The organism is Flavobacterium sp. (genome assembly GCF_036741995.1).
Classification (GTDB): Bacteria; Bacteroidota; Bacteroidia; order Flavobacteriales; family Flavobacteriaceae; genus Flavobacterium.
In genome coordinates this window covers 1-23,877 of the sequence record NZ_DAINRG010000002.1, presented here as the reverse complement: position 1 = coordinate 23,877, position 23,877 = coordinate 1, and the positions used below count along the sequence as shown (strand labels likewise).

16 protein-coding genes and 1 pseudogene are annotated in these 23,877 nt (G+C 39.2%); 3 read left to right on the top strand and 14 right to left on the bottom strand.

Annotation, left to right across the window (positions count from 1 at the left end; genetic code table 11):
• Positions 1-47: 47 nt before the first annotated feature.
• From V7D82_RS01495 to V7D82_RS01480, 4 genes are all read right to left on the bottom strand, one after another.
• Positions 48-959 carry a pseudouridine synthase gene (locus V7D82_RS01495; protein ID WP_333599204.1) on the bottom strand — a complete coding sequence of 304 codons (912 nt, stop codon included), beginning with the start codon at positions 957-959 and terminating at the stop codon, positions 48-50.
• A gap of 145 nt (positions 960-1,104) precedes the next feature.
• Entirely contained in the window at positions 1,105-2,025 is a 921-nt protein-coding gene (locus V7D82_RS01490; protein ID WP_333599203.1) for a geranylgeranylglycerol-phosphate geranylgeranyltransferase, read from the bottom strand.
• Positions 2,026-2,043: 18 nt separating this feature from the next.
• Positions 2,044-2,982, bottom strand: a complete 939-nt coding sequence (locus V7D82_RS01485) for a mevalonate kinase family protein (RefSeq protein WP_333599202.1) — start codon at positions 2,980-2,982, stop codon at positions 2,044-2,046.
• A complete protein-coding gene (locus V7D82_RS01480; RefSeq protein WP_333599201.1) occupies positions 2,979-4,064 on the bottom strand; it encodes a diphosphomevalonate/mevalonate 3,5-bisphosphate decarboxylase family protein in 1,086 nt (361 codons plus the stop codon). The genes V7D82_RS01485 and V7D82_RS01480 overlap by 4 nt, the downstream gene beginning before the upstream one ends.
• A gap of 79 nt (positions 4,065-4,143) precedes the next feature.
• Here V7D82_RS01480 and V7D82_RS01475 point away from each other — a divergent pair, with 79 nt between their 5' ends.
• The gene (locus tag V7D82_RS01475) at positions 4,144-4,620 is read left to right on the top strand and encodes a TspO/MBR family protein (protein ID WP_333599200.1); all 477 of its coding nucleotides are present in this window, start codon (positions 4,144-4,146) and stop codon (positions 4,618-4,620) included.
• Positions 4,621-4,659: 39 nt separating this feature from the next.
• On the opposite strand, the gene V7D82_RS01470 is transcribed toward V7D82_RS01475, so the two are convergent.
• The 10 genes from V7D82_RS01470 to V7D82_RS01425 all read right to left on the bottom strand — a co-directional run bounded on the left by V7D82_RS01470 (position 4,660) and on the right by V7D82_RS01425 (position 20,497).
• Positions 4,660-6,951, bottom strand: coding sequence for a T9SS type A sorting domain-containing protein (locus tag V7D82_RS01470; protein ID WP_333599199.1), 2,292 nt, complete (start codon positions 6,949-6,951; stop codon positions 4,660-4,662).
• A 62-nt stretch (positions 6,952-7,013) separates the two neighbouring features.
• Complete coding sequence (locus V7D82_RS01465; protein ID WP_333599198.1) at positions 7,014-8,228, bottom strand: NAD(P)/FAD-dependent oxidoreductase; 1,215 nt, start codon at positions 8,226-8,228, stop codon at positions 7,014-7,016.
• Positions 8,225-8,872, bottom strand: coding sequence for a glycerophosphodiester phosphodiesterase (locus tag V7D82_RS01460; RefSeq protein WP_333599197.1), 648 nt, complete (start codon positions 8,870-8,872; stop codon positions 8,225-8,227). Before V7D82_RS01460 ends, V7D82_RS01465 begins: the two co-directional genes overlap by 4 nt.
• 6 nt (positions 8,873-8,878) lie before the next feature.
• Positions 8,879-10,531 carry an alpha-amylase family glycosyl hydrolase gene (locus V7D82_RS01455; RefSeq protein ID WP_333599196.1) on the bottom strand — a complete coding sequence of 551 codons (1,653 nt, stop codon included), beginning with the start codon at positions 10,529-10,531 and terminating at the stop codon, positions 8,879-8,881.
• Between the two features lie 4 nt (positions 10,532-10,535).
• A complete protein-coding gene (locus tag V7D82_RS01450) occupies positions 10,536-12,899 on the bottom strand; it encodes a glycoside hydrolase family 31 protein (protein WP_333599195.1) in 2,364 nt (787 codons plus the stop codon).
• A gap of 4 nt (positions 12,900-12,903) precedes the next feature.
• On the bottom strand, positions 12,904-14,736 hold the full coding sequence (locus V7D82_RS01445; protein WP_333599194.1) for a glycoside hydrolase family 13 protein: 1,833 nt from the start codon (positions 14,734-14,736) through the stop codon (positions 12,904-12,906).
• Between the two features lie 62 nt (positions 14,737-14,798).
• Positions 14,799-17,108, bottom strand: a complete 2,310-nt coding sequence (locus V7D82_RS01440; RefSeq protein ID WP_333599193.1) for a glycoside hydrolase family 65 protein — start codon at positions 17,106-17,108, stop codon at positions 14,799-14,801.
• A gap of 34 nt (positions 17,109-17,142) precedes the next feature.
• Positions 17,143-17,796: a beta-phosphoglucomutase gene (gene pgmB / locus V7D82_RS01435; protein WP_333599192.1), complete on the bottom strand. Its 654-nt coding sequence runs from the start codon at positions 17,794-17,796 to the stop codon at positions 17,143-17,145.
• On the bottom strand, positions 17,789-19,318 hold the full coding sequence (locus V7D82_RS01430) for an MFS transporter (RefSeq protein ID WP_333599191.1): 1,530 nt from the start codon (positions 19,316-19,318) through the stop codon (positions 17,789-17,791). The genes pgmB and V7D82_RS01430 overlap by 8 nt, the downstream gene beginning before the upstream one ends.
• A 156-nt stretch (positions 19,319-19,474) precedes the next feature.
• Complete coding sequence (locus tag V7D82_RS01425; RefSeq protein ID WP_333599190.1) at positions 19,475-20,497, bottom strand: LacI family DNA-binding transcriptional regulator; 1,023 nt, start codon at positions 20,495-20,497, stop codon at positions 19,475-19,477.
• A gap of 226 nt (positions 20,498-20,723) precedes the next feature.
• On the opposite strand from V7D82_RS01425, the gene V7D82_RS01420 reads away from it, so the two are divergent.
• Both V7D82_RS01420 and V7D82_RS01415 read left to right on the top strand, forming a co-directional pair.
• On the top strand, positions 20,724-23,660 hold the full coding sequence (locus V7D82_RS01420) for a SusC/RagA family TonB-linked outer membrane protein (protein ID WP_333599189.1): 2,937 nt from the start codon (positions 20,724-20,726) through the stop codon (positions 23,658-23,660).
• Between the two features lie 10 nt (positions 23,661-23,670).
• Positions 23,671-23,877 (top strand): annotated as a pseudogene (locus V7D82_RS01415) (RagB/SusD family nutrient uptake outer membrane protein); the annotation flags it as partial.

The following is a 23,877-nucleotide window of genomic DNA, read 5'->3' as shown; positions in this document are numbered from 1 at the left end:
AAATCCCAAACAGTTGGGATTTTTATGTGGGTAAATATACTTTATTTTTATACGTTTTTCAAATTGATAATTTCCTGTTCTGTCAGGAAACGCCAATTGCCACGCGGTAAATTTTTCTTAGTCAGACCGGCAAACGAAACGCGGTCAATTCGCAATACATCGTATTTGAAACTTTCAAAAATGGCACGCACCACTTTCACGTTGGGGGTTCTTAATTTCAATCCGATTTCGGTTTTTGGTTCGTTTTCGATGTATGAAATTTCATCCACGTATAGCTTGTGACCATCAAGAGTAACGCCACCGGCAATCTTCTCTAAATCTTCAAACTTCAGGTTTTTGTCCAAAGTTACTTGGTAAATCTTAGTTGATTTTTGATTGGGCAAACTGAATTTTCGAACCATATCGGTATCGTTGGTAAACAATAATAAGCCTGTGGTATTCTTGTCCATTCTGCCTATCGGTTGAATTTTGGCATTGGTTGCGGCCCGCACTAACTCCAACACATTTCTGTGGTCCGCATCATCTTCGTTGGATGTGGTGAAGTTTTTGGGTTTGTTCAATACAATGTATTCCTTGCGCTCCGGCGTTAAAACAGAACCGTCAAAGTTGACAACATCGCCCGGTTTTACTTTGTATCCCATTTCGGTAATCACGATATTATTCACCTTCACATTCCCTGATTGGATGTAAATATCGGCATCACGACGCGAGCAGGCACCCGAGTTGGAAATGTATTTATTCAAACGAATATCGTCTGATTTCAACGGTTTTGGCACATTGTTTTGCACGGCTTTGGCAGGTTTTGGTGTGCGTTTTGCCGTTGCGTCATCCGTCGTTGGTTTTGCTTTTTTAGGCCCTTGAGCTCTCTTAGCCATGGCAGGTTTTGGCTTATTCGAACTTGGTCGCGTGCTGTTTGGACGTGAGCCTCCTCGTTTGTTATTGCCTTCCTTCTTATTCATAAATGCTTAAATTTGAGTGCAAAGATACGGTTTTAAAAAGTATAAAAGCCATGGATTGTTTTTAGCCCCGATTGCAACGGCACCTTGTAGAGTGGAAAGCGGGAAAATGGTGTAGCAATGGCGCTGACCATTCGCTTCTAATTAGTTATAATTTCAGTAATCTTTTGCCGTGAATAAGCACTTCGGGGTTGATGAGCATAATGCTGAAAACACCCGAAACTACGAGGAATTTCAGGATGTTGTGGAGTTTTAAATAATCGGGTTTGGAGTTGGATTTCCACAGTTTTTGCAGGAAGAATATCAGCACAATCATACTCACGTAAAAATATATATCCATATAACCCACTTCAAAGATTTCGACTAAAAAGTAAATGGGGATGATGGTAGAAACCGTTAACATCGTGATGATTTTTTTAGAAAATCCTTCGCCAAAAAGCACCGGAATCGTTTGATAATCGTTAGCAATATCGCCTTTAATGTTTTCCAAATCCTTTATCATTTCCCGAATTAGAATCAATAAAAACAGGAAAGTGGCGTGGGCAAAAATCTGCGGGTATAAGTTTTTGTAATACAGCAAAATCGCAAAGAAGGGAAGCACCGCCAGGAATGAAGCCGTTAAGTTGCCAATGACCACCATTTTTTTGAGTTTGTGCGAATAAAACCAAATCAAGAAAATATAAGTCGAGAAGAACAAAACCGCGCGAAACGAAACGAAGCAAGCCAATAATGCCACAATAAAATTCACCGTGAAATAAACCTGCAGCTTGGTTTTTTGACTGACTAACCGATCGAGTTGGGATTTGTTGGGTCGGTTGATTAAGTCTTTTTTGCTGTCGTAAAAGTTATTGATGATATAGCCGGAAGCGATAGTCAAACTCGAAACCAAAACGATAATGAATAAATTGAAATCGAGTAAAACACTCAGCGCCCTTTTGTTTTCGGGAGCCAAAATAAAGATAGCCGATAGGTATTGTGCTAATGCAATGACAGGAATATTATAGCCGCGAACTACAGAAAACAAACTGATAATTTTCATTACGAGAAGCTTGTTTTTACGGCTAAGCATTGGTGTTTTTTGAGTAAATTAGAATTGGTAAACCACTTCCAGTTTATAGTCTTTCAAAGATTGTTTTGCTTTTTCCAAATCTTGCGTAAATCCTAAGATGTAACCGCCACCACCGGAACCGCAAAGCTTTAAGTAGTAGTCATTAGTATCAATTCCTTTTTGCCAAACCCCGTGAAATGCTTCTGGGATCATAGGTTTGAAGTTGTTCAAGACAACTTTTGACAGTTGTTTGGTATTTTCAAAAAGCGACTTCATATCGCCACCCAGGAAATTTTCCACACAGGCATCGGTGTATTTTACGAATTGGTTTTTCAGCATTTTACGGAAACCTTCTTCTTTTAGATTTTCCATGAAAATATTCACCATAGGAGCGGTTTCGCCAACAATTCCGGAATCTAATAAGAATACGGCACCTTTTCCGGTAGCACTTTGTGACGGAATGCCGGTGGCTTCAATGTTGTCTTTGGAATTAATCAAAATCGGAATGCTCAAATAACTGTTTAATGGGTCAAGACCTGAACTTTTGCCGTGGAAAAAGGATTCCATTTGAGCAAAAATGGCTTTCAACTGCAATAGTTTTTCACGCGTTAAATTCTCTAAAACGGTGATTTTGGCATTGGCATATTTATCATAAATAGCAGCCACGAGTGCTCCGCTACTGCCTACACCATACCCTTGCGGAATACTCGAGTCAAAGTACATGCCGCGTTCTACATCGGTTTTTAAAACGTCAATGTTGAACGTTACCAATTCCGGTTGATCCTTTTGTAATTGCTCCAAATACGTTACAAACCGTCTTAAACTTGCGTTTGACTTCACTGCTTCTTGCGATGGATTTTCGTCCACTTTCAGTGCGCCGTTGTAAAAGTTATAAGGAATGGATAAGCCTTTAGAATCTTTGATAATTCCGTATTCTCCGAAGAGAAGAATCTTTGAGTAAAATAAGGGTCCTTTCATAGAATGTTAATTGCTCCGGTTCCAATTGCATCACAAATATACTGACCATTTTGACAATAGCCAACTAATTCGTCTTTAATAAATTGCAAGCAGGCCTCTCTAACGTTTTCGGGATACAAAACATGCACATTGGCTCCGGCATCGAGTGTAAAACAGATAGGAATTTTCGTTTCGTTTCTAAACTTCCAGATTTTGTTAATGATTTCCAGTGTGTTGGGTTTCATTAGGATGAAATAAGGAAGGGAAGTCATCATCATGGCATGCAGGGTCAAGGCTTCGCTTTCCACAATCTGTATGAATGCTTCTAAATCACCGTTTTCCAGCACTGATTGTATAGCGGATAAATTATGATGGGCTTGTGCAAAACGTTGTTCGGCAAAAGGATGGTTGTGCATTAAATCATGACCCACCGTACTGGAAACCTGTTTCTCTCCTTTGTCAACCAATAGAATCGTATCTTGAAAATTCATAAAATTGTCATGAAGTTTTGCCGGAAATTCTACACCAAATAAATCAGAACTGTTTTCCATTTCGGCATGATTTCCCCAAACGACTACGCTCCCTTTCACGCTTCGGCAAGCGCTTCCCGAACCCAATCGCGCTAAGAATGATGCTTTTTGATAAAAGTATTCGGTTGTCATTTCTGGATTCAAAGTTTTTTCCAGACTCATAATATTCATCGCCAAAGCGGCCATTCCGGAAGCGGAAGAAGCAATCCCGGAACTGTGCGGAAATGTATTCTGAGTATCAATCGTGAAATGATAATTCTTCAAATAAGGGCAATAGATGGCAATGCGCTCCAGAAATTTTTGGATTTTAGGTTTGAAATCTTCTTTGGGTTGGCCTTCAAATAACAAGTCAAAAGAGAAGTTCCCGTCGTTTTCTTTTTTGGCGAAAGCCAAATTAGTAATGGTTTTACAGCTATTCAACGTAAAACTGATAGAAGGATTGGCTGGAATTTGATGGGCCTTTTTACCCCAATATTTGACTAAAGCAATGTTGCTCGGAGCACTCCATTGGAAATTTCCATTTTCCGGAGTGGCGGCCAGATTGGAAGCAATAAAATCCTTTTCGGAAACCATAGCGTTGAAATTTGGGCAAAGATACTTTTTTTAAAAATAGTAAAAAATTGTATGGTATATTTGGATAAAATAATTTGATATGCAAAAAATAGTACGGATAGTAACGGTAATCGCAGCTTGTTTGGCGGTGGGTTACTTGTCGAGCATCGTGACCCGGGAAAATATCCCAACTTGGTACGCCATTATTAAAAAGCCAAGTTTCAATCCACCCGATTGGATTTTTGCCCCGGTTTGGACCTTATTATATATCATGATGGGCTACGCAGCAGGCCGAATTTGGAACAGAGTTGATGAAGATAGAGACAAGGTGAAAAGTGCTTTTATTTACTTTTTGGTGCAATTGCTGCTCAATGCGTTGTGGTCGTTTTTATTCTTTGGCCTGCAAAACCCAATGTTGGCGTTCTTCGAAATCTTATTGCTCTGGGCTATGATTTATGAAACTTATTGTCAGTTCAGGAAAATTGATACGGTGGCGGCTTATCTGTTGCTGCCTTATTTGGCCTGGGTGAGTTTTGCTACTCTTTTAACCGGAAGTATTTGGTACTTGAATCCATAAAAAAAGCCCCTAATTTTAGGGGCTTTTTTGTGCAGTATATTATTGAACGATTAATTTTTTAACCTGTTTCAAGTTGGTGCCTGTTGTAATTTCTACAAAATAAACTCCTTTGGCCAATGCCGAAATATCGACAGTAGTTTGTGTAATTGATAGGTTTGAAATTCTTGTCACAGCTTTGCCGGAGATGTCATAAAAAACAATGGCGGCTATAGTTTCATTCACCGAAGTTGTAATTTGAACATTCCCATGAGCAGGATTTGGGTACAGCCCAATGCTGCTGTTAGTAAATGTTGGATTGCTCAAACTTTGTACAAACTCAGTATTGAAAGTATTGGTAACTATAGGCGGATTGTAATCAAAATAAATGTCGGCTGTATTAGGAATGATGTCTCCAATGGCATACCCTGGTTTCGGTTTTATTCTGAAATAGACAAATCCATGACTGTTTTCCGCATCAATACTGGTTGGTGGCAATTGGGTATCATAGAAATGCCAAGTTAGCTGATTGCCGTCTCTTCTAGTGTTAACCGGGTGACTGGCTGCTATCATTTCAAATGAGTTTTCATCCAGTTGACTGTCTAAAAGGTCTTCTACTCTGATAAATTCGGTACTGGCATTTCCGGTATTTTCAAAACGAATGGTATAATACAAATAGTCATTAGCCGTAAAATCCTGATGGACAATTTTCCCGCCATGGGATTCGCTTTTGTCATTAGGATCATAAGAACCAACAATAGCCTGGCTATAAGTTGCCGAATTATTAGAACCATTAACATCATTAACAGTTTGAATGGTAACGCTGTTGGTTACCAATTGTCCAATGGTTACGGCTGGAATAGTGGGTACTAAAAGCGATATTTGAATATGTCTGAATTCATTTGGCGCCAAGTTGGTAAAATCATAGGTAAAACCGGTTGCGGTGCTTACTATGCCAGTTTGGGAAACGGAAGAAATAGTTAGGTTTGGATCCTTGGTAAACGTTAGAGTCCCGGCAGCAATGGGATCTAAGCCATAATTGGCGTAAGTAATGGTCATATTGTAAAGAAAACCGGGTCTTGGATTGTTCTGATTATACAGAAAAACTCTGGCATCTGTGTAGGGTTGTATTACGGTAATCGGGAAATACAGATAATTGGCACCGCTTCCATCGGGTAATGTTACGTTGCTATAGGTTGTGGCAGAAGCGTAATAGCCGCTTAATTCCGGGTTTACCGCAAAATTAATATCATAAGAATTAGCCGGATTGGCATCAAAAATATAATAAGAACCCTGATTGGTAGTGCCGTATAAATCGGTGCCTGAATCATTTATTTGGTAAGTAAAGTTTCCGTAATTAAAATTAACTTCACCACTGTCTTTAACACCATTATTGTTAGCATCTATGAAAGCATTCAGGATCAACGCTTCCGAGCAGCTTCCGCTGTTGGCACAATTGGCCATGCAAATAGTAACTGGAGCTGACCACTCACTGGAATGGCTAACGTCGCAATATTTTTTCAAGTAGACAGAATAACAACCATTCGGACTCAAACCTGTTATCATTGCAGAGGTTTGCTGATTAAGTATATCAATATAAGGGGAGGATGAAGAAAGGGGTTCTCCAAAAGGCAATACCACTATTCTGGTAAAAATACCCAAACCGGTCCAATTGACATAAAATGTTGTATCGGTAACGTTACTAATGGTTATTGTTCCAGGTACATGACAGGTCGTGTCACAAGTGTTAGTGTTTAGTGTTAAAGTGGTTGTAGTAAAGCAACCCGTGGAAGGATTTTCAACTCGGGCATAAAGGGTTTGTATTCCGGTTTGTACTAAAGGCATTCCGGTAATTGGAGCCGTCGCAGCATTTGCATCCGCTTGAGTGTAATAAAATGTTACAACGGCATTCGGATCGGTTGTTATTTGAGGAATGGCAGTATTCAGGTCATAAACCGGGAGTTCGTTTGGATCGCAAAACGATAGGGTAGCCGGATTGGCAGTTGGAGTAGGGAGTACTCTTACATCAATTGTGGAAAAGAAGACCTCACTAGTTAACGTGTTTACTACTCTGATATAAACAGTTTGAACAAACGGATTAATATTCGCAAAATTATTGGGATTGACAATAGCATTGGCGCCAACTTGAGCATCAGTGAACGTTTCATGAAAGGTAACGACAGTAGTCGCAGGATTCATTCCCGATAAAATTTCCGGAATCATTACCGTTAAATCAAAAATGCCAGTTCCGTCGTTGTTGTTGTCACAAAAATTTAAAGGCGGATAAGAGCTTTGAATTTGTGCGTTGCTAGTGGCACTCAAAATAAGAAACAAAAGGAGTAGTAGTTTTTTCATGGGTCTGGAATTTGAAACCCAAATTTAATTGATTTTTAACAAACTACTATAAAAAAGTGTTATTATTCTGTAATTTTTTGAGCCACAATAAACCCGCTGGTCCAGGCATTTTGAAAATTAAACCCACCGGTTATGGCATCAATATTGACAATTTCTCCGGCAAAGAAAAGATTTTCATGGAGTTTACTTTCCATCGTTTTGAAGTTGATTTCTTTTAAATCAATGCCGCCAGCTGTGACAAATTCTTCCTTAAAAGTACTTTTGCCATTCACCTGAAATTGTCCGTTAGTGAGTTGGTTGGCCAAATCGGTTAATTGCTTTTTGGATAAATCGGCCCATTTAGTTTCATTCAAAATTCCGGAAGCCAGTACCAAACTTTCCCACAATCGGTTCGGAAAATCAAATGGGGATTTTTTGGACACCGCTTTTTTGGCGTGTTCTTGTTTTAAGTTTTTGAGCGTTTCCAAAGCGTCTTCAAAAGGCACTTCATGGAGCCAATTGACTTCCAATACAAATTGATACTGTTTGTCAAAAAGTTCCCGCGCTCCCCAGGCGGAAAGCCTCAAAATTCCGGGGCCGCTCATGCCCCAGTGTGTGATTAATAAAGGTCCAGCAGCTTCCAGTTTGCTGTTTTTCACTTTCACATTGGCAAAAGCCGAAAGCCCCATCAAATCTTTGATGCGCGCATCTTTGATATTAAAAGTAAATAGAGAGGGAACCGGCGGAACAATGGTATGTCCTAAATTATGTAAAAGTTCCCAAATTTTAGGATTGCTACCGGTAGTCATAATCAATTTTTGGCAAGAGAAAGTTTCGTGATGGGTTTCTACTTTCCAATAGCCTTCCCCTTTGAAAAGCGATTGCACACTTTGACCGGTCAAAACTTCTATTTTTAAGTTTTTAACGGCTGTTAGAAAGCAATCAATAATCGTTTGTGAGCTGTCACTTGTTGGGAACATTCGGCCGTCTTCTTCAATTTTCAGTTCCACGCCGTGACGTTCAAACCAGGCAATGGTATCGCCCGAACAAAACTGGTGAAACGGACCGCGCAATTCTTTTTCACCCCGAGGATAAAATTTCACTAAATCATTCGGAACAAAACATGCATGTGTCACATTACAACGCCCACCGCCCGAAATGCGGACTTTTTCCAAAACGGTTTTGCCGCGTTCCAGTATGGCCACTTTTAGTTTCGGATTGTTTTCTACAAGGTTGATGGCCGTAAAAAAACCGGCGGCACCTCCGCCAACAATTATAATGTCAAAGTTTGAATTCATAGTCTGTCCGGAAAATCCGTTATGATGCCGTCCACCTGTAACGACCGCACAAAGATAATGTCTTCCGCCTGATTAACCGTCCACGGGAAAACTTTAAAGTTTTTGGCTTGCATTTGCTGCGTGTTTGCTGCTGTCAGCAAATGATAATAGGGATGAATGGAATAGGCTTTGATAAATTTGGCGAAAGCCATGGCCAAGTCTAAATCAGTTTCAGTCAAAACACCAATTCTAATGGCATTATCGTGAAAACGAACCTCCTGCAAAGCATTCCAGTCAAAGCTGGAAATCAGTAATTTGTCTTTATTAAAATCACTGGAATCGACTAAATCCAAAACACTTTTAGTTGCTTCAAACCGTTTGATTTCGATGTTAATGTCACATTGAGTAGTAACCAATTTAAAAACTTCTTCCAAAGTCGGAATGCCGAATTGTTGTAATTCCGTTGCCGTAAAATCAGCAACCAAACCGCTGCCCAAAGTCGTTCTGTCAATGGTTTTATCGTGAATCACCATTGGAACGTTGTCCTTACTCTGATACACATCGAGCTCAATCATGTCAACGCCCAGCGCAATAGCTTTTTGGAAGGAAGCCAACGTATTTTCGGGGGCATGACCTTTGGCTCCGCGGTGACCAATTTTGAGCATGATGGTTTATGATTTTTCCAATAGAACAAGTTCAAACTCAGAATCAACGATTACTTTTCCTTTAACAACCGTGGCTGTTTTGCCGGAATAAGCATCTTTGACTTTGCTGCCGTTGGCGAAAATGGTTCCCACCGGAATTTCCTTTTTGCCTTTGGTCAAATCCAATCCAACGACCACTTTATCGGTAAATTTTCCTTTGACAAAGGTTCTGCTGAACACATAAGGGGCGCTCGAAATTTGAGTATGAATGCCACCGCCTACTGCAGGATGTTTTTTTCGGAAGTTGCCCAATTTTTGCCAATGTGCCAACACTTCTTTGGTTTTAGCGTCATTTGCCAGAGCCTCCCAATTCATGTCAGAGCGCAAGGTAGCATCGCCCTGTGTGCCTTCAATGTCAAGTGAACGCGCGCTTTCATCTCCATAATACACTTGTGAAATTCCCGGAGCCAATAATAACTTGGTGCCACTTTCAAATGGTTTTTCGCGTTTTTTGTCAAAAGGATAACCGTCATCGTGTGAGGAAACATAGTTCATCACAGTGTGCCCTTTCAAGTCATTTTGCAGGATGTTAGAATATTTAGAAAACAATTCTTCGTAGTTCATTTTGGCTTCATTTCTGAAATCAAAATTGATTAAACCGGTAAAGCCGTTTTCGAAATAATTTACTTTTTTATCCCCAAAATCAAATAGCTGTTTGTTGCTAATGTTATAGCCATATACTTCGCCAACCGTAAAGAAAGGATTGTTATCCAATACTTTTTTTGGATTGTTTTTCTTGTATTCGGCGAAAGCCTGATCACAGACTTTTTTGAAATCGGCCCAAACATCTTCCGTGGTGTGTTTAGCCGTGTCCACTCGGTATCCGTCAATGCCATACTCACGGATATAATCCGAAAGCCATTTCATGATGTAATATTTCGGCGCTCTTGGATAACCGGTTTTTTTGAAGAAAACATCCAACGAAGCTACTTCTTTGTCATAACGGCCTTCTTTTTTCCATTTATTGGCCAAAAATGCTGGTAATTCTACATTGTCATTGCTCTCTGTTTTTACATCCGGTAGGTTGTCAACCAAAGTACAATTGATATAGGTGTCGTATGATTTATAAGTACATTTTGGAGATGTTCGAACCCAGTCACTCGGATAAACCGAATCCTCGGGAGTCACCGGGCCAGTGTGATTGATCACTGCATCGAGCATAATTCGGATGCCGTGAGCATGCGCTTTTTGAACCAATTCGGCTAAATCCTGTTTGTTCCCCACACTTGGGTCAATCGAACTCCAATCACGTGTCCAATACCCATGAAAAGCATAAGTGAATCCGGTGCCTTCATCCACACCGTCGTGAATTTGCTCTACAATTGGCGTCATCCAAATCACATTGATGCCCAGTTTGTCAAAATAACCTTCGTCCAGTTTTTGAATCACACCGCGAATGTCACCGCCGTCAAACCCGCGTAATTTCCCTGTTGGTTTGTTTCGGTTGAAGGTGTGGTCGTTGGTTTTGTCCCCGTTGTTGAATCTGTCTGTTACGATGAAATACACATTGGCACTTTCCCAAACAAAAGGGGTTTTGGTTACTGCTGTTTTCTTTTTTTGAGCAAATGTATTGCCGCAAAGAGCAAAAGCGACCAGGAGTAATAAGGTTGTTTTCTTCATAAGATTAGTATTCGATTTTTATTTCCTGAACCGTTTCTTTTTTCCAATCAACGGAAATCTGAAGTGGCTCGCTGAATTTTTTATAGACTCTTTCCTGACCATTTACAAAAATGCGCTTGGCTTTGATGTTATGAATCAAAACGGAAACGGTTTTATCGGTAGTTTGGAAATTTTTCCCGGTTTCGGTATTTAATTTTAGGGTTAACACCTTGTCTTTGTTGGTGCTGCTGAAATGCAACAGTTCATAAGCTCCTTTTTCAAAATCATTCGGCGTCAGACCGTCATCGTTATAGATTTTTCCGGTTGAATTGGCTACGGTATCGTCAAAATAGAAATGCAAATCAAAGTTGGCCAACGAATAGTTTGAAGTATTCTGAATCGTTGAAATCATCGGAATAAAAGCACCACCCCGCACAAATACAGGAAGGTGGTCTTCGGTCACGGTTACTGTTGAAGTGCTTCCGGCAAGTTGTTTTTCAGTAGAATAAAAGTCAAACCAATTGCTGCTTTTTGGGAAATAAATTTCGGCAGAAGTCACAGCTGATTTTGTAATGGGAGTTACTAAAAAGTCATTACCCCAAAGATATGTTTTACTAACTGTTTGTAATTTCAAATTGCTTGGTTCCTCAAAAAATAACGGACGCATCAATGGCGTTCCTTTTTGGTTATTATCAAAAGCCAGGGTGTAATTATAAGGCATTAATTGGTAACGTAACTCGACTTGTTTTTTGGCTTTGGCCATGGTAACAATGTCTTTTCGGGCTACTTCCGATGCTACGTCTTCCTGTGCATGCGGGCGGAATATCGGTTGGAAAACACCGTATTGCAACCAACGTAAATACAATTCGTTGTCAAAATAATCACCGGCAAATCCGCCTAAATCAGAGTGCATGTACGCCATGCCCTGCATGCCCATTTGTAACGAAATTTCCATTTGCGATTGCAAACCGCCCCAACCTCTGCTTACATCACCGCTCCACGGAATCATGCCAAAACGTTGTGAACCGGAATAACCGGCACGCATTAAAATAAACGGACGTTGCGTTGGGAAATCTTTTTTGTAACCGTTAGCTACTAATTTGGCCCAATTGTGTCCGTAAATGTTGTGCACTTCATCGGCTTTGCCACCGGCCGTATTGACTTTTGATGGGAAAACTTCGGGTTCGCCCAAATCGCCCCAAAGACCGCCAACACCTTGATTAATTAAGCGTTTATACACATTCCAAAACCAATCTTTGCCTTCGGGCTTGAAAATATCGACAACACTGGTATTGCCAAAATAGAAATCCCAAGTAGCCGCTTTTCCGGTTTTATCGGTAACTAAAATATTTTTGCTAACGGCTTCCTGCCATTTTGAGGAGGTGGTGAGGATAAAAGGTTCCGTAATCAAAACCGTTTTTACGCCTTTGGCATTCAAATCGGCAATCATTTTATCAGGATTCGGGAAAGTGTCTTTATCCCAATCTAAATTGCCCATGGTGCCTTTTACTGTTTTGCCAAACCAATACAAATCCAAGATGATAGCATCAACCGGGATTTTGCTGTCTTCAAATTTCTTAATGGTGTTTTCAACTTCTTCTTGTGAATGATACCCAAATCGACTGGAGAAATTCCCAAATGCCCAACGTGGTGGCAACGGTTGTTTTCCGGTGAGGTTAGTATAATTGGAAACTAAATCGGTCCAGGAATCACCAACGATAACTTGGTAAGTTTTTCGGCCCGAAATCGTTTCATAAGTTAAAGTATTATTCTTTTTGCTGTCTAAATCCAAATAACCAATAGCCGGATTGTCAAAGTGGACGGCATACATCTTGGAAGACAAAACCATAGGAATGCAAAAATTCATCAACTCGGCGTAGTCTCCATAACCATAATGCGCGCGATTGTATAACTGCAAGCGATTGCCGCGACGGTTCATGCCCAAAGCTCGGGCACCACCGCCATAAAGCGCTTCGTCCGGACTTAGATTGAAATCGATAGTTTCGGTGCTGTCCTTTTTAGTGTAGCCGTTTTTTTCAGACAAAAGCACTTTTCCTTTGCTGGAATAAGTAATTCTTAGCGGAGATTTATTAATGACAATTGTTATTCCTTTGGTGTCTAATGCCAGTGAGCTTTCTGTTTTTTTGAAGGCTGCTTTTACTTTCTCGGGCGTTTTGATCACCGCATGCGAATTGGGATTGAAAGTCTCCCCATTAGGAATAAAGGAAGTTTCGACTATTTTTTCGGAATAAGGCGTTATGCGGTAAGTCCCGTCATTGGTTTTTATTTCCAGAATATTGTTTTTCCAGGTATGCGAAAGGTATTTTCGATTTGCATTTTGAGCAAATGAAACCGAAGTAATCAGTAAGAGTAACAGTAGTTTTTTCATGGTCTTATTTTAATTCCAAAATCAAAACAGATTTGCCTTCAATAGCGATATCATTTTTCAAATCAAATGAGGTATTGGTCAGGACATCTTTTCCGGAAGTATAGTTTTTAATTCTTTCTGTAAACCGACTGGTTTTAAAAGTTTGCTTGTCGTTGCTGTTGTTGATGACTACCATTACCGTTTCTTTTTCGTTGTAACGGAAATACACATACACGTTATTCTCGGGAACATAATGCATCATTTTTCCGAAATGAACCACGTCTGCCGTTTTTCTCCAATTGAATAATTTCGAAGTAAAGTCAAAGTATTTGTTTTGCTCTTCAGTTCTTCCGGATTTGGTAAAGGCATTGTTGGTATCACCATTCCAACCGCCAGGGAAATCATGACGAATATCGCCGTCGCCTTTGCCTTTATCACCGGCCATGCCAATTTCGGAACCGTAATACAACTGCGGAATGCCACGAATGGTAGCAATCAATGTCATGACCATTTGGTATTTTTTGAAATCGTTTTTATACATCTGGTTGAAGCGGTTGGTGTCATGGTTTTCGGCAAAAACAAGCATGTTGTTGATGTTCGGATACAGAAAATCGTTGGTAAAATTGTCGTAGATTTTTATCATGCCTTTGTCCCATTCTCCTTTGTCTTCATTGAAAACCGAGCCCAAGGCATCGTACAAGGTGAAATCCATCACACTGGGTAAATGGGAATTAAAACTTTCAATCGCGCCCACTTTACTGTCTTTTTGCCAATACGCCATTTGCGCTTGGTTGTGCATCCAGACTTCGCCGACGATGTTGAAATTCGGGTATTCATCTGTTATGGCTTTGGTCCATTTGGAGATGCCTTCTTTGTCGTTATACGAATAAGTATCCACACGGAAGCCATCCAAATCGGCGTATTCTATCCACCAAATGGCATTTTGCGTCAGATAATTTAAAACCAAAGGATTCGATTGATTCAGGTCGGGCATCGATTTTACAAACCAACCATCCACACAGTTTTTAGTGTCAATAGCAGAAGCATTGGAGTCAAACTGAGTTGTCATGCGGTAATTCGATTGCGAATAACCAGGGAACTGATGCACCCAGTCATACGTTGGCAAATCTTTATACATCCAATGTTGCCAACCCCAGTGATTGGTCACGTAATCCAAAATATTTTTCATGCCGCGCTTGTGTAATTCGGCACTCAGTTTTAAGTATTCTTCATTGGTTCCAAAACGTGGGTCGATTTTATAAACATCGGATTGGCCGTAAGTATGATAAGAGCCTCTTTCGTCATTGTCTTCGCAAAGCGGCGTTGGCCAAACAGCAGTGGCACCTAGCGATTGGATATAATCTAAGTTATTGATAATTCCTGTAATATCACCGCCGTGTCTTCCGTTAGGATTGGTTCGGTCGGCTTTTTCGGTTACCGAAGCATCGCTGTCGTTGTTGGGATTGCCGTTGGCAAATCGGTCGGACATGATGAGGTAAATCATATCGGAACTGTCATAGCTTTTTCGGAATTTGGAATTGGCTCTTCTGGCTTTTAGCGAATACTTTTTGGTGAATAATTTTTTGCCGTTTTTGAAAGTGAAAACGAAATCCTGAGCCGGTGTGTTTTTAGTGTCGATGGTTACGAAAACGTAGTTAGGATTTTCGGTTTTTTGGATGTCTTTGATCACGATGCCATTGGAAACGGTGACCTCATTCTGAGCAATATTTTTCCCGTAGAACATAATCTGAACATTGGAAAGATTCATGTCACTCCACCAAAAAGGCGGTTCCATTTTTTGAATCTGAGCAAACGAAACAGCAGTGAACAAAAGCGATAGCAGGGCGATTTTTTTCATTTGATAGTAAAATTAAAAACCCGACACATTTTGAAAAACTGCCGGGTTTTGAGTGTTATGATTTATACGGTAACCAAACTGTTAGGCTCCACCAGAATTGCTTTTCCGTTGACATAAACGGTTAGTTCTTTGTCGCCTTCGAGTGAAAATTCGGTTTCTTTTTGATGTACCGAAACTTTTAGGATTTGGTTTCTGAAATTAATTTTAAACGAATAGCCATTCCATTCTGCCGGAATTCTCGGCTCGAAATGCAACGCGTCATTTTTTACCCGCATGCCTCCAAAACCTTCTACGATACTCATCCAGGTTCCGGCCATAGAAGTGATATGCAATCCTTCTTCGACTTCTTTGTTGTAATCGTCTAAGTCTAAACGCGAGGTTCTTAAATAGAAAGTGTAGGCTTGTTCCATTCTGCCCAAAGTAGCAGCCTGAATCGAGTGAACGCAAGGCGAAAGTGAACTTTCATGTACCGTAAACGGTTCGTAGAAATCGAAGTGTTTCTCTAATTGTTCTTTGGTGAAATGATCTTCGAAGAAATAGAATCCTTGCAGCGTGTCAGCTTGTTTGATATAAGGCGAACGCAGGATTCGGTCCCAAGACCATTTTTGGTTGATTGGACGTTGGCTTTTATCCAAATCATGCACTTTGATTAAATCTTTATCCAGGAATCCGTCTTGCTGCAAATACACATCATGTTCTTCAGAATACGGGAAATACATATTGTCGGCAACGGCTTTCCAATGACCGATTTCGGTTTCAGACAACTTAACTTTGCTCATAATCCGAGCATGGTCAGCACTGTATTCTTTTGCCACTTTCTGAATTTGCTCTACGGCATAATCGATACACCATTTGGCCAAATAATTTGTGTAGAAATTGTTGTTGACGTTGTTTTCATATTCATTCGGACCCGTAACTCCTAAAATCACGTATTGATTTTTGTGGGTAGAGTAGGTGGCTCTTTGGTGCCAAAAACGAGCAATGCCGATAAGTACTTCCAATCCTTTTTCCGGAATGTAACTGTAATCGCCGGTGAATCGGTAGTAGTTGAAAATAGCAAAAGCGATAGCGCCGTTTCTATGAATTTCTTCAAAGGTGATTTCCCACTCGTTGTGGCATTCTTCCCCATTCATGGTTACCATCGGATACAAAGCAGCGCCGTTTTTAAACCCTAAGTTTTTCTCGGCATTTTCGATAGCTTTATCCAATTGATTGTAACGATACGTCAATAGGTTTCTGGCTACTTGCTGGTCTTTCGTTGCCATGTAGAATGGAATACAATAGGCTTCGGTATCCCAATAAGTAGAACCTCCGTATTTTTCGCCGGTGAAACCTTTCGGGCCAATGTTCAATCGGGAATCTTTTCCTAAATACGTTTGGTTTAATTGGAAAATATTGAAACGAATGCCTTGTTGTGCTTTGACATCGCCCTCAATGGTGATATCGCTCATTTCCCAAATTTTGGCCCAGGCATCGATTTGGTTTTGTAATAGTTTAGCATACCCCAAAGCCAACCCTTTTTGGATTACGTTTTGCGCTGCCGGAATCAATTGATTGGATTCGTGATTCATGGAAACGGTGTAACCGCCCAGTTTCTGTAAGGCTATGGTTTGTCCTTTAGGAACCAATGTTTCATAAGTAAATACTACTTTGTCTGAAGTGGTGTCTACAAATATGGGTTTGAAGTTTTGATTTACATTGTTAATTAATATAGTATTGTGCATGTAGGTGGCTACCTCGAAATGTGTTTTGAAGGTGCGCGCTACTACGAATGCTTCATTGTCGGTATGTTCAGTCGCTAAGGGTTCCCAAAATTTTTCTTCCCAGTTGGCGTCTTCGTTGTGTACTCCGGCATCTAAAAAGGGCTTAAAAACAATAGTGGCCTCTTGGTTTTTGGGTGTTACTTCGTAATTGATTACTCCTAATTCATCCAAATCTAAAGAAAGAAAACGACGAACGTTAACCGAAACTTCGGTGCCGTTTTTTAATCTAGCATCAAAAGAACGGTGATACCAACCTTCTTTCATGTTGAGCTCTCTTTTAAAATGAGATACTTTGCAGGAGGCTAAATCTAAGGTTTCGCCATTGATTTCTACTAAAATGCCAATCCAGTTGGGAGCGTTTAGCACTTTGGCAAAATATTCAGGATAGCCGTTTTTCCACCAGCCTACTTTGGTTTTATCCGGATAGTAAATCCCGGCGATGTAACTTCCCTGAAAGGTATTCCCAGAATAGAACTCTTCAAAATTGGCACGTTGCCCCATGGCCCCGTTTCCAATACTGAAAAGACTTTCGGAAGATTTTACTTGTTCAACATCAAATCCTTCTTCAATAATCGACCAGTTATCTGGTTTTATATAATCTTGGTTCATTGTAATTTTTTTATTTTCCTTTTATCATTCAATTTCAGTTCATTAATGCTTCGATAAACAAAGTATCCATAAACGTAAAATCTTTAAAATTATATTTTGCTTCGTGTAGAATTTTTTCATCGCCAATCCCTACACTGGTCATGTTGGCAACGTTAGCCGCTTGGATTCCGGCTACTGAATCTTCAAATACTATAGAATTGACATTTTTAGCATTTACTAATTTGGCAGCTCTTAGAAAAACTTCCGGATCCGGTTTGGCATTGGTCACATCGTTACCATCGACAATGGCATCAAACAGATGCAGGATTTTCACTTTTTCTAATATTGGTCGGGCATTTTTACTGGCCGAGCCCAGAGCGATTAGTTGTTTTTTTTCTTTAATAAATTCTAATACATTCAGTACTCCTGGTAAAATTTCACTTTCATCCATGTGCTCAATGTAAGAGAGGTAATCTTCATTTTTCTGGGTTAACCATTTGTTTTTGTCTTCCTGACTGGCTTCGATTTTGCCAAGTGCCAAAATAATGTCAAGAGAACGAACGCGGCTTACGCCTTTTAATTCTTCGTTGTGTTCGGGGGTAAATTCGATGCCGAGTTGGCTTGCTATTTTTTGCCAGGCTAAAAAGTGGTATTTAGCGGTGTCAACAATAACGCCATCCAGATCAAATATGAATGCTTTTTTACTCATTAATTATAATTTTCGATTTGTCATTGATGGTCAGTGCAATGATTCCGGCCAGAATCATAGATGCGCCACCAATTAAAAGTGCATAAATAGGTTCGCTGTTGAAAAACTTAGAAACCAAGAATCCTAAAATAGAAGCCGCCACCAATTGTGGAATTACGATAAAGAAGTTGAAAACGCCCATGTAATAGCCCATTTTACTTGATGGCAAAGCTCCGGAAAGCATAGCGTAAGGAATGGAAAGGATACTGGCCCAGGCAATTCCCACGCCAATCATTGGTAGCCATTCCATAGTGAAGGCTGTTGGTTCTTTGATGAAATAAATAGAAATCAGTCCAAAACCACCAAAAGTTAAGGCGATAAAATGGGTGAATTTTCTACTGGTGTATTTGGCCAACAAAGGCAAAAGGAAAGCAGCTATAGCCGCGATCAGATTGTAATTGGCAAACATTTCTCCTACTTGATTGGCACCGGTGTTATAATCTTCAGAGGTGGTGTCGGTAGTTCCGTAAATGTGTTGTGTCACTGCAAGTGTAGTGTAAATCCACATAGAGAAAAGAGCAAACCAGGAAAAGAATTGTACCCATGCCAGCTGTTTCATGATTTTTGGCATAAACTGAAAATCGTTCATAATCGTAACAAAACCATTGTCCGTATTGTTTGCCTTTTGCATCAATCCGGAAACGAACATGGCCAATCCCCCTAATCCAATTAATCCTAACGAAAGCACATAGAGGTCTTTCTTCAGGTCGTAATGGAAAATGGCAAAAGAAAACAAAATGCTTACGATTAAGAACAGTGCGCCTTTGGTGATGTGTGATTTTCCATTGTTGGCAAACCATTCTGCTGAGTGGGTTTCTTTTTTGTATTCGGTTTCTTTGTGTTTTTCAAAAGCCTCCATTTCTTCCGGAGAATACTCTTTGGAGGTAATGACTGTCCATAAAACAGTTACAATAAAAGCAACGCCGCCAATGTAAAAAGAATATTTCACCGAATCCGGAATGATTCCTAGTGGCGCTGTATTTTTTACATCAAAATGCGTTAAAATTAAAGGAAGTTTTGACGCTACATAAGCCCCAATTCCGATGAAGAAACTTTGCGTGGCAAAACCCATGGTGCGTTGTTTTTCGGGAAGATTATCTCCAACGAAAGCACGAAAAGGTTCCATCGAAACGTTGATGGAAGCATCCATTATCCAAAGCATTCCTGCAGCAAACCAAAGTACAGGAGAGTTAGGCATAATGAACAAGGCCGCCGAAGCTAAAATAGCACCAGCCAGGAAATAAGGTTTTCTTCGACCTAATCGGGTCCAAGTTCTGTCTGAGAAATAACCAATGATGGGTTGAATAATTAAACCAGTCAGAGGAGCAGCCACCCAAAGGATTGGAATGTCATCAATATTGGCCCCTAAAGTTTGGAATATTCTACTAACATTAGAGTTTTGCAAGGCAAAACCCATTTGAATCCCCAGAAATCCGAAACTCATATTCCAGATTTGCCAGAAACCTAATTTACGCTTTTCCATTATCGTAATTTAATGATTTATAACACGATAAGCGCTATGCCTATCAAAACTTACTAATTGTTTTCGAAGTAAAAGTATAAGCTTTGATAATTGGTTGTAAATATATAAAAATTATGAATTGTGGATTGTGAATTGCGAATTATTTTCCGAAATGATTTAAATGGTAGATTCTCTTTCCACTAAATCGGTTTCGATGACTTCAGTTCTGTATTGTTCTTCTTCCTCTTCTTCCGCTTCCAATCTTTCGATAAGCATTTTGGCTGCATTACCGCCCATCTTTATTCCGTTTTGACTAACGGTAGTAATGCTTGGCGAGGAATATTTAGAAATAATACCATCCGTGAATCCAATAACCGAAAGGTCTTCCGGTACTTTTTTACCTTGTTTGTTGGCTTCTTTTATGGCGGTTACGGCAAACAATTCGTTTACGGCAAAAATAGCTTCCAGGTCGGTATTGTTGCGGATTAATTCTTCTATAGAGGCTTCAAAATTCTCGGTGTCTTCGATTTTTAGTATCAGATTTTCATCTACTTTTAAATCGTTGTTTTTTAAAGCTTTGATGTATCCTTCGGTTCTCATTTTACCAACACTGACATAGTCAACGGTGGTGATTAATGCAATTTTTTTGAATCCTTTATCGATTAAAAATTGGGTAGCATTAAAGGCAGCCAAATTATCGTCGATGATTACTTTGTCGCACAAAATGTCATTGGTAACGCGGTCAAACATCACAACGGGCATCCCCTGATTGATAACTTCGACAATATGATGAAAATCTTTCTTTTGTTGTGTTTCTTTGGAGAGCGACATGATGAATCCGTCGATGCTTCCGTTGGCAAGCATTTCCATATTAATAACCTCTTTATCAAAGGATTCGTCAGACAAACAAACTAAAACATTATAGCCGTTTTCATTGGCAACATTTTCCACTCCGCTAATTACTGTGGCAAAAAAATGATGAATAATTTCAGGAATAATAATACAAATGGTCTTGGTTTTTTTGTTTTTCAGACTAAGGGCAATATTGTTGGGTTTGTAGTTGTATAATTTGGCAAAAGCCTGTACTTTTTGACGGGTATCTTCGCTGATTTCCAAGCTGTTGCGCAATGATTTGGAGACGGTAGATATGGAGACGTCCAGCTCTTTGGCTATCTGCTTTAAAGTGACTTTTCTTTTCATGTTGTGGATTTGATAAAAGCTATTTTCTGAATAAAGATATATGTTATTTTTTATTCTGTCAATTTTACTCTTAAATTATTGAAAAATGTAAAAAGTTTTCAACACGAAAACGTTTTCGGTGTAGTTTTAACAAGCGTTTATTCTAAAAGTTGAAATTTTTACATAAATTTAACATTCGAAGTATAAGTATAAGCACAAAATTAAATTTTTAACCTAAACAAAATGTATGAAAACAATTTACAAAAAGTTGTTATTTTTATTCCTGTTACTGCCTTTTAGTGTTCTTGCACAGAGCACTTTGGGGGGTGTTGTCGTTGATAAAAAATCAAATCAGCCACTGCCGGGAGTAAATGTAAATGTTCAAGGCGCCAGTCAAGGCACCTCAACAGATTTTGACGGAAAATTTCAGTTAGGAGGACTAAAAAATGGGGACAAAGTTGTATTCTCGTTTATTGGTTATGACTCTCAAACGATTACTTTTTCGGGCCAGAAATCTGTTAATGTTAGTCTGGAAGAAAGCGCTAATCAGCTGCAAGAAGTTGTAGTTCAAGTGGGGTATGGTACTGTTAAGAAAAAAGACGCAACAGGATCAGTTACTACTTTGGGTGCGAAAGACTTTAATAAAGGGAACAATGTTACAGCAGAGAATTTGCTTAACGGTAGAGTCGCTGGTCTTACTATTAATTCTGGTGGAGGAGCTCCTGGATCAGGTACTCAAATCAGAATCAGAGGAGGGTCATCTTTATTTGCGTCTAATGATCCATTAATCGTTATTGATGGTTTGCCTATTGATTCTAAGACGAATACAGGTTCTACATCATTTTTGGCATCATTGAATCCAAATGATATTGAAAGTTTTAGTGTGTTGAAAGATGCTTCAGCTACTGCGATATACGGTTCAAGAGCGTCAAATGGAGTTATTATTATTACAACCAAGAAAGGTGGAAAAGCACTTGCGGTGGACTACAATTTTCAATATGCTTCTGGTAAAAAGATTGATCAGGTTGATGTGTTTGGTGCAGATGCCTATAGAGCTTTGATTCAACAAGTCAGACCTCAGGATGTTAGTAAACTGGGAACTGCTAATACAAATTGGCAAGATGAAATTTACAGAAGAACAGATTTTGTCGATAATAATGTTTCGATAAGAGGAAGTTTATTCAAAGTAATTCCTGCTCGTTTATCGTTTGGGAACACCTATCAAGAAGGGTTAAGACTGACTAATTCATTCACTAGAAATAATATTTCAACTACTTTAAATCCTAGTTTTTTCGATGATCATTTAAAATTGAGATTGAATGCGACTTATTCTAATGAAAGAAACCGATTTGCAGATGGCGTTGAGGGTGATGCTATTAGATTCAATCCTACACAACCTGTTTATGATCCGGCATCACCGTATGGTGGATTTTTTGAATATTACAGCCCGGATGGTTCATTGGCACCGGGGGCGAGAAATCCTGTAGCACATTTGTTACAAACAGATGACAGAGGGGTTAATAATAGGTTCTTTGGTAACTTTGAAGTTGACTATAAATTCCACTTTTTACCAGCTTTGAGAGCTGTAGTTAGTGTTGGTTTTGATGAGGCAAACGGGAAGAGAAATAAATATATGGGAATTGATGCAGGTTCAGCACCAAGTAACAGTAACATCCCTTATGGTAAAAAAGAGCATGAAGAAAGTATACGAAGAAATAAATTGTTAGATGCTTATTTAGTTTATACTAAAACGTTTGGTAAGTTAGACTTTGAATTGCAAGGAGGATATTCCTATCAAATTCGACAAAATCGTTCTTTTGCTACTGGGAATGTATTAGATCCAAACTTACCGACTAATTTCCCAGAGACAACTACAGATACCGATAACGTATTGATTGGTTATTTTGGAAGAACGAAGTTTTCTTATAACGACACCTATTTGTTTACTTTCACAATGAGAAGAGATGGTTCTTCAACTTTTCCGGTAGATAATAGATATGGAAATTTCCCTTCAGCAGCTTTTGCCTGGAAATTAAAAAATGTAGCTTTCAAAAATTCTAAAACTATTTCTGATTTGAAACTTAGATTAGGATATGGGATAACAGGTCAACAAGAAATTGATGACGCGGCAGCAAGAAACTACTACTTACAACAATATACAACAGGAAGTGGTTCAAGTCAGTACATATTTGGAACATCACCAACGCCAATTGCTATTTCAAATCCATACAATCCGGCATTAAAATGGGAACAAACTACAACCTACAATGTTGGGTTGGATTATGGGCTTTTTAATGACAGAATTTCAGGAGCTTTAGATGTATTTTACAAACAATCAGATGATTTGATTGTTAAAGCTGCTTTTCCTGACGGAGGTAACTTCTCTAACAGCGGATATCAAAATATCGGAAGTTTTACATCCAAAGGGGTAGAGTTTTCCGTAAATGCTGAAATAGTGAAAAGTACTGATTTCAATTGGAATGTAAATTTCAATGTTACTAAGTTTGAAAGAAGAATAAAAGATTTAGCTTTTGGAGCTGATATTCTTACAGGAGGAACGGGAGCTGGAACAGGAGGAACTGCGCAAATCCTTAGAGAAGGATTTACACCATATTCTTTTTATGTATACAAACAATTATACGATACTGCAGGAGCTCCAATAGAAGGTGCTTATGCTGATTTGAATGGCGATGGTATTATCAATGGGGATGACAGATATATTTATAAAAATCCAGATCCTGATGCTACTTTTGGATTTGCATCCAATATGAATTATAAAAACTTTGATTTTTCATTCAACGTCAGAGCAAGTGTTGGTAACAGAATCTTTAATGCTGTGAATGCCGGAAGAGCCCAGTATAATAATTTACAAGATCTTACCGCTATTGCTAACATTCCAACTTCAGTGTTAGATACTAATTTTAGCAATACAGCAGATGTTGTTTTATCGGATTTATACATTGAAAACGGATCGTATTTGAAATTAGACAATATAACTTTAGGGTATACTTTCCCTAAGTGGTTAGAAGGGAAAGCTTCATTGAGATTATACACAGGTGCTCAAAATGTACTTACAATTACCGATTACTCTGGGCTTGATCCTGAGATTAATAATAATGGAATTGATAATACTATATACCCAAGACAAAGGTCAATTTTGTTTGGGGCAAACGTAAAATTTTAATAAAAAAACTATGAAAAAAATGAAAATGAATGCCTTTTATCTGTTGGGTTTTTTCCTTGTACTGACTTCATGTACAAGCGATTTAGACGTAAAGCCAACAGATGATGATATCTTTTTATCTGAACAATTTTTTGCTCAACCGGGAGCCTATAAATCTGGTTTGGCAGGAGTTTATGGTAATTTAGCATTGACAGGCGCTGGCGATGCCGGTTCATCA

Bases quoted from the DNA above. Each gene is read 5' to 3' on its own strand.
- V7D82_RS01420 (WP_333599189.1), top strand. From the start codon at position 20,724: ATGAAAACAATTTACAAAAAGTTGTTATTTTTATTCCTGTTACTGCCT.
- V7D82_RS01490 (WP_333599203.1), bottom strand. From the start codon at position 2,025: ATGCTTAGCCGTAAAAACAAGCTTCTCGTAATGAAAATTATCAGTTTG.
- V7D82_RS01445 (WP_333599194.1), bottom strand. From the start codon at position 14,736: ATGAAAAAAATCGCCCTGCTATCGCTTTTGTTCACTGCTGTTTCGTTT.
- V7D82_RS01480 (WP_333599201.1), bottom strand. From the start codon at position 4,064: ATGGTTTCCGAAAAGGATTTTATTGCTTCCAATCTGGCCGCCACTCCG.
- V7D82_RS01450 (WP_333599195.1), bottom strand. From the start codon at position 12,899: ATGAAAAAACTACTGTTACTCTTACTGATTACTTCGGTTTCATTTGCT.
- V7D82_RS01430 (WP_333599191.1), bottom strand. From the start codon at position 19,318: ATGGAAAAGCGTAAATTAGGTTTCTGGCAAATCTGGAATATGAGTTTC.
- V7D82_RS01495 (WP_333599204.1), bottom strand. From the start codon at position 959: ATGAATAAGAAGGAAGGCAATAACAAACGAGGAGGCTCACGTCCAAAC.
- V7D82_RS01440 (WP_333599193.1), bottom strand. From the start codon at position 17,108: ATGAACCAAGATTATATAAAACCAGATAACTGGTCGATTATTGAAGAA.
- V7D82_RS01470 (WP_333599199.1), bottom strand. From the start codon at position 6,951: ATGAAAAAACTACTACTCCTTTTGTTTCTTATTTTGAGTGCCACTAGC.
- V7D82_RS01465 (WP_333599198.1), bottom strand. From the start codon at position 8,228: ATGAATTCAAACTTTGACATTATAATTGTTGGCGGAGGTGCCGCCGGT.
- V7D82_RS01475 (WP_333599200.1), top strand. From the start codon at position 4,144: ATGCAAAAAATAGTACGGATAGTAACGGTAATCGCAGCTTGTTTGGCG.
- V7D82_RS01485 (WP_333599202.1), bottom strand. From the start codon at position 2,982: ATGAAAGGACCCTTATTTTACTCAAAGATTCTTCTCTTCGGAGAATAC.
- V7D82_RS01455 (WP_333599196.1), bottom strand. From the start codon at position 10,531: ATGAAGAAAACAACCTTATTACTCCTGGTCGCTTTTGCTCTTTGCGGC.
- pgmB (WP_333599192.1), bottom strand. From the start codon at position 17,796: ATGAGTAAAAAAGCATTCATATTTGATCTGGATGGCGTTATTGTTGAC.
- V7D82_RS01425 (WP_333599190.1), bottom strand. From the start codon at position 20,497: ATGAAAAGAAAAGTCACTTTAAAGCAGATAGCCAAAGAGCTGGACGTC.
- V7D82_RS01460 (WP_333599197.1), bottom strand. From the start codon at position 8,872: ATGCTCAAAATTGGTCACCGCGGAGCCAAAGGTCATGCCCCCGAAAAT.